This is a genomic window from Sinorhizobium sp. 22678 (assembly GCF_052044265.1).
Classification (GTDB): Bacteria; Pseudomonadota; Alphaproteobacteria; order Rhizobiales; family Rhizobiaceae; genus Sinorhizobium; species Sinorhizobium meliloti_A.
Genome location: NZ_JBQEMS010000054.1, coordinates 1 through 5,115 on the forward strand (window position 1 = coordinate 1; position 5,115 = coordinate 5,115).

Consider the following 5,115-nt stretch of genomic DNA (forward strand, 5'->3'; position numbering starts at 1 on the left):
GGGCCTTCGCCGCCCTGCGGCGGCACCCAGTTGATGTTCTGGTTCGGGTCCTTGATGTCGCAGGTCTTGCAGTGCACGCAGTTCTGCGCGTTGATGACGACGACCGGCTTGCCGTTCTTCTCCACCCACTCGTAGACGCCAGCCGGACAGTAGCGCGTCGACGGGCCGGCATAGATGTCGTGCTCGGAGCGCTTCTGCAGGCTCATGTCCTTGACCTGCAGATGCACCGGCTGATCCTCCTCGTGGTTGGTGTTCGACAGGAACACCGAGGACAGACGATCGAAGGTCAACACGCCATCGGGTTTCGGGTAATCGATCTTCGTGTGCTTTGCTGCCGGCTCGAGGCTCTGCGCATCGCTCTTGCCGTGCTTCAGCGTGCCGAACAGCGACAGACCGAACAACTGGTTGGTCCACATGTCGAGACCGCCGAGTGCCACGCCGATCGCCGTGCCGAATTTCGACCACAGCGGCTTGACGTTCCTGACCCGCTTCAGGTCCTTGCCGATATCGGTCTGGCGCCATTCGTTCTCGATCTCGACCGGCTCGTCATTGGCCCTGCCCGACGCGATCGCTTCTGCCAGTTTGTCAGCCGCCAGCATGCCAGACAGCACCGCATTGTGGCTGCCCTTGATGCGCGGCACGTTGACGAGACCGGCCGAACAGCCGATCAGCGCACCGCCTGGGAACGACAGCTTCGGCACCGACTGGTAGCCACCCTCGGTGATGGCGCGAGCGCCATAGGACAGCCGCTTGCCGCCTTCAAAGGTGCCGCGGATGGCCGGATGGGTCTTGAACCGCTGGAACTCCTCGAACGGGAAGAGGTATGGGTTCTTATAGTTCAGGTGCACGACGAAGCCGACCGCGACGAGGTTGTCTTCCAGATGGTACAGGAACGAACCACCACCGGTCTTCATGCCGAGCGGCCAGCCGAACGAGTGCTGCACCAGGCCCGGACGGTGGTTCTCGGGCTTAACCTGCCAGAGCTCTTTCAGGCCGATGCCGAACTTCTGGACGTCGCGGTCTTTCGACAGATCGAACTTCGAAATCAGCTGCTTGGCGAGCGAGCCGCGCACGCCCTCGCCGATCAGCGTGTATTTGCCGAGCAGCGCCATGCCGCGGGCGAAGTTCGGTCCCGGCTCGCCGTTCCTCTCGATACCCATGTCGCCGGTGGCAACGCCGATGACGGCACCCTCGTCGTTGTAGAGCACTTCGGTTGCGGCAAAGCCCGGATAGATTTCGACGCCGAGTTCTTCCGCCTTTGTCGCCAGCCAGCGACAGACGTTGCCGAGAGAGACGATGTAATTGCCGTGATTGTTCATCAGCGGCGGCATCAAAAAGTTCGGCAGGCGGATCGAGCCGGCCGGGCCCAAGAACAGGAAGTGGTCGTCCTTCACTTCGGTCTTGAACGGACGGTCGGCGTCCTTGCGCCAGTCCGGCAGCAGCCGGTCGATGCCGATGGGATCGACGACGGCGCCCGACAGGATATGCGCGCCGACTTCGGCGCCCTTTTCGAGCACGACGACCGAGAGCTCCGGATTGACCTGCTTCAGCCGGATCGCCGCCGAAAGCCCCGCAGGTCCCCCACCAACGATCACAACGTCGAATTCCATGCTTTCGCGTGCGGGAATCTCACTCATGCGTTTTCACTGACTTGCAAACTTGGGTGGGGTCAAACCGGCGAACCGGTACGCAGCAATCACAGTGTTTGCCATTAGCATAGCAATCGTCATCGGACCTACGCCGCCGGGGACCGGCGTAATGGCACCTGCGACACGCGCCACTTCCTCGAACGCAACATCGCCGACGAGTTTCGTCTTCCCTTCGCCTTTCTCGGGAGCGGCAATCCGGTTAATCCCGACATCGATAACCGTTGCACCTGGCTGCACCCAGTCAGCTTTGACAAGGCCAGGGTGACCCGCTGCAACGACAACAATATCGGCGTTTCTGCAAAGACCGGGAACATCGCGCGTACCCTTATGCACCGTGGTAACCGTCGCATTGGCCTCCAGCAGCAGCGCTGACATCGGCTTTCCGAATAAGTTCGACTTGCCGATCACAACAGCGTGCAGCCCTGTAAGGTCGTCGCCATGGACATCGCGAACGAATACCATGGCACCTGCCGGTGTACAGGAAACCAGCCCGCCATCGAGATCGCCTGTTACGATTCTGCCAGCGTTCGCGAAATGTAGACCGTCTACATCCTTCGCCGGGGCAATGGCGCGAATGATCGTGTCTGACCGCAAATGACCTGGAAGAGGCAACTGAACGAGAATACCGTGTACGAGCGGGTCATCGTTGAGTGACTCGATGAGCGTCGCCAACTCTTCTTGGCTCGTATCCTCCGACAGTTCGTGCTTAATTGACAGGAAGCCGCACTCGTGGGCCATTTTAGCCTTCGAGGAGACATAGGCATGGCTAGCAGGGTCATTACCAACGATTACAACTGCGATACCTGCCTGCACGCCTGTGTTTGAATGTAATGCTTCGCCTGCGCTCTTCACCTGCGCTACGATGGCGGCGGCGATCTGTTTCCCATCAATGATTGCGGTCATCGGTGGTTACCCCATCCGTTCGGACGCGTAGCTTCCGGGGCTGGCCGGGAACACGACAGTCCTATTGCCATTAACAAAGGTGCGATGATGGATGTGCGCGTGGATCGCACGAGCCAGAACCTGACTTTCGACATCGCGCCCCAGCGACACGTAGTCGTCAGGGCTTTGGGCATGCGTGATACGAACGGTATCCTGCTCGATGATCGGGCCTTCATCGAGGTCTGCCGTCACATAGTGGGCAGTCGCGCCAATCAGCTTCACACCGCGCTCGTACGCTTGCTTGTAGGGATTTGCGCCCTTGAAGCTGGGCAGGAAGGAATGGTGAATGTTGATGATCCTGCCCGACATCTTGGCGCAGAGCTGGTCGGACAAAATCTGCATGTAGCGGGCGAGCACAACCAGCTCGGTACCCGTTTGATCAACAATTTCGAGCATACGCGCTTCCGCCTGGGGCTTGTTCGCCTTGGTTACCTTGATGTGGTGGAACGGAATGTCATGGTTCACGACCACCTTCTGATAGTCGAAGTGGTTGGAGACGACACCAACGATGTCGATCGGAAGCGCGCCAATCCTCCAGCGATAAAGGAGATCGTTCAAGCAGTGACCGAAGCGCGAGACCATAAGAAGGACTTTTGTCCTCTTATCTCCTTGATGAAACTCGTAGGACATTGAAAGTCGCTTTGCGACCTCATCAAAGCCTTCGCGGATATCACGCTCCGGGATACCGGTTTCCGACTTGAAGCCAATTCTCATGAAGAACCGGCCGGTCTCAAGATCATCGAACTGCGAGCTATCAAGGATATTACAACCCTTGTCAGTCAGATAGCCGGAGATCGCCGCAACGATTCCCCTTGTGGACTTGCATGACACCGTAAGAACCAGATTTTCCATAGTCACAGGCTACTCCATCTAACATCAGCAGACACTGGGCCGCCTGGAGGTGACCTCGCCGTCTCATGTGAAATTGCGGTTAAAGGGCTTTTTCAAGTTCGGGCAGGACATCGAACAGATCGCCAACGAGACCGTAATCGGCGACCTGGAAGATCGGCGCTTCCTCGTCCTTGTTGATCGCGACGATCACCTTCGAGTCCTTCATGCCGGCCAGATGCTGGATGGCGCCAGAAATGCCGCAGGCGATGTAGAGGTCGGGGGCAACAACCTTGCCGGTCTGGCCGATCTGCCAGTCGTTCGGCGCATAACCGGCATCGACAGCAGCACGGGAGGCACCGATGGCAGCGCCGAGCTTATCGGCAACTGGTACGATTACCTCGTCAAATTTGTCGGCAGAGCCAAGAGCGCGACCGCCAGAGATTACAATCTTCGCTGAGGTAAGTTCCGGGCGATCTGAAGCCGACAGCGCATCAGCAACAAAGGATGAAAGTCCTGAAGAAAGAGCTGCCGTTGAGATTTCCTCAACGGCAGCAGATGGGCTTTGGGAGGCCTGGGAGAACGAGGCGGTGCGAACCGTGATTACCTTCTTCGCATCGGACGACTTTACCGTCTGGATGGCATTGCCCGCATAGATCGGACGCTTGAACGTGTCGGCAGAGACGATCTCGACGATTTCCGAGACCTGCGCGACATCGAGCAGGGCAGCAACACGCGGCAGCACATTCTTGCCGACCGAGGTCGCAGCCGAGACGATGGCGTCATAGGAGCCGGCAAGCGACACGATGAGCGCTGCCAGCGGTTCGGCGAGGTTGTTGCCGAGGCTTGCATCGTCGGCGAGCAGGACCTTCGTCACGCCCGAGAGCTTTGCAGCCGCATCGGCCGCAGCCTTGGCACCAGAGCCGGCGACGAGCACATGCACGTCGGAACCGATCTTCGATGCTGCCGTCAGCGCCTTGGCGGTCTGGTCGGAAAGGGTTGCGTTGTCGTGATCTGCCAGAAGAAGAATGGCCATGGTTGTGTTCTCCCTTGATTCCTTCGGTTCATGCCCTTGTCCGAAAACCGGTTCCCACTTTTCGGGGCATGAACGCCTTAGAGCACGCCGGCTTCGGTCTTGAGCTTTTCGACCAGCTCGGCGACCGACTTAACCTTGACGCCTGCCTTGCGGCCCGACGGCTCCTCGGTCTTCAGCACCTTCAAGCGCGGGGCGGTATCGACGCCGAAATCGGCCGGCGACTTCTTGTCGAGCGGCTTCTTCTTCGCCTTCATGATGTTCGGCAGCGAAGCATAACGCGGCTCGTTGAGGCGCAGGTCCGTCGTCACCACGGCCGGAAGCTTGACTTCGATGGTCTGGAGACCACCATCGACTTCGCGCGTCACCTGGGCAGAACCGGATCCGACCTCAACCTTCGAGGCAAACGTCGCCTGCGGCCAGCCGAGCAGGGCCGACAGCATCTGACCGGTCTGATTCGAATCGTCGTCGATCGCCTGCTTGCCGACGATGATCAGGCCCGGCTGTTCGGCTTCCGCGACCCCCTTGAGGATCTTGGCGACGGCGAGCGGCTCGACGGCATCATCAGTCTCGACCAGGACGGCGCGATCCGCGCCCATGGCGAGCGCCGTGCGCAAGGTTTCTTCCGCCTTGGCCGGACCGACGGAGACGACCACAACTTCC

The 5,115-nt window shown here is 59.4% G+C and carries 5 protein-coding genes; all 5 read right to left on the bottom strand.

The genetic code is table 11. The annotated features are described in order from the left end of the window. On the bottom strand, positions 1-1,637 hold a 1,637-nt coding region (locus ACTJKL_RS31870), incomplete at its 3' end, for an electron transfer flavoprotein-ubiquinone oxidoreductase (RefSeq protein ID WP_440854750.1). A 6-nt stretch (positions 1,638-1,643) separates the two neighbouring features. Then, positions 1,644-2,552, bottom strand: coding sequence for a bifunctional methylenetetrahydrofolate dehydrogenase/methenyltetrahydrofolate cyclohydrolase FolD (folD, locus tag ACTJKL_RS31875; RefSeq protein WP_427143618.1), 909 nt, complete (start codon positions 2,550-2,552; stop codon positions 1,644-1,646). Positions 2,553-2,558: 6 nt separating this feature from the next. Next, a complete protein-coding gene (gene purU, locus ACTJKL_RS31880) occupies positions 2,559-3,443 on the bottom strand; it encodes a formyltetrahydrofolate deformylase (protein ID WP_427143619.1) in 885 nt (294 codons plus the stop codon). 79 nt (positions 3,444-3,522) lie between these two features. Continuing rightward, positions 3,523-4,455, bottom strand: coding sequence for an electron transfer flavoprotein subunit alpha/FixB family protein (locus ACTJKL_RS31885; RefSeq protein ID WP_440854751.1), 933 nt, complete (start codon positions 4,453-4,455; stop codon positions 3,523-3,525). Between the two features lie 77 nt (positions 4,456-4,532). After that, positions 4,533-5,115 (bottom strand): electron transfer flavoprotein subunit beta/FixA family protein (locus ACTJKL_RS31890; protein ID WP_440854752.1); only part of this gene is annotated, 583 nt, incomplete at its 5' end.

Coding starts and splice junctions, on each gene's coding strand:
- folD (WP_427143618.1), bottom strand. CDS start 2,552: ATGACCGCAATCATTGATGGGAAACAGATCGCCGCCGCCATCGTAGCG.
- purU (WP_427143619.1), bottom strand. CDS start 3,443: ATGGAAAATCTGGTTCTTACGGTGTCATGCAAGTCCACAAGGGGAATC.
- ACTJKL_RS31885 (WP_440854751.1), bottom strand. CDS start 4,455: ATGGCCATTCTTCTTCTGGCAGATCACGACAACGCAACCCTTTCCGAC.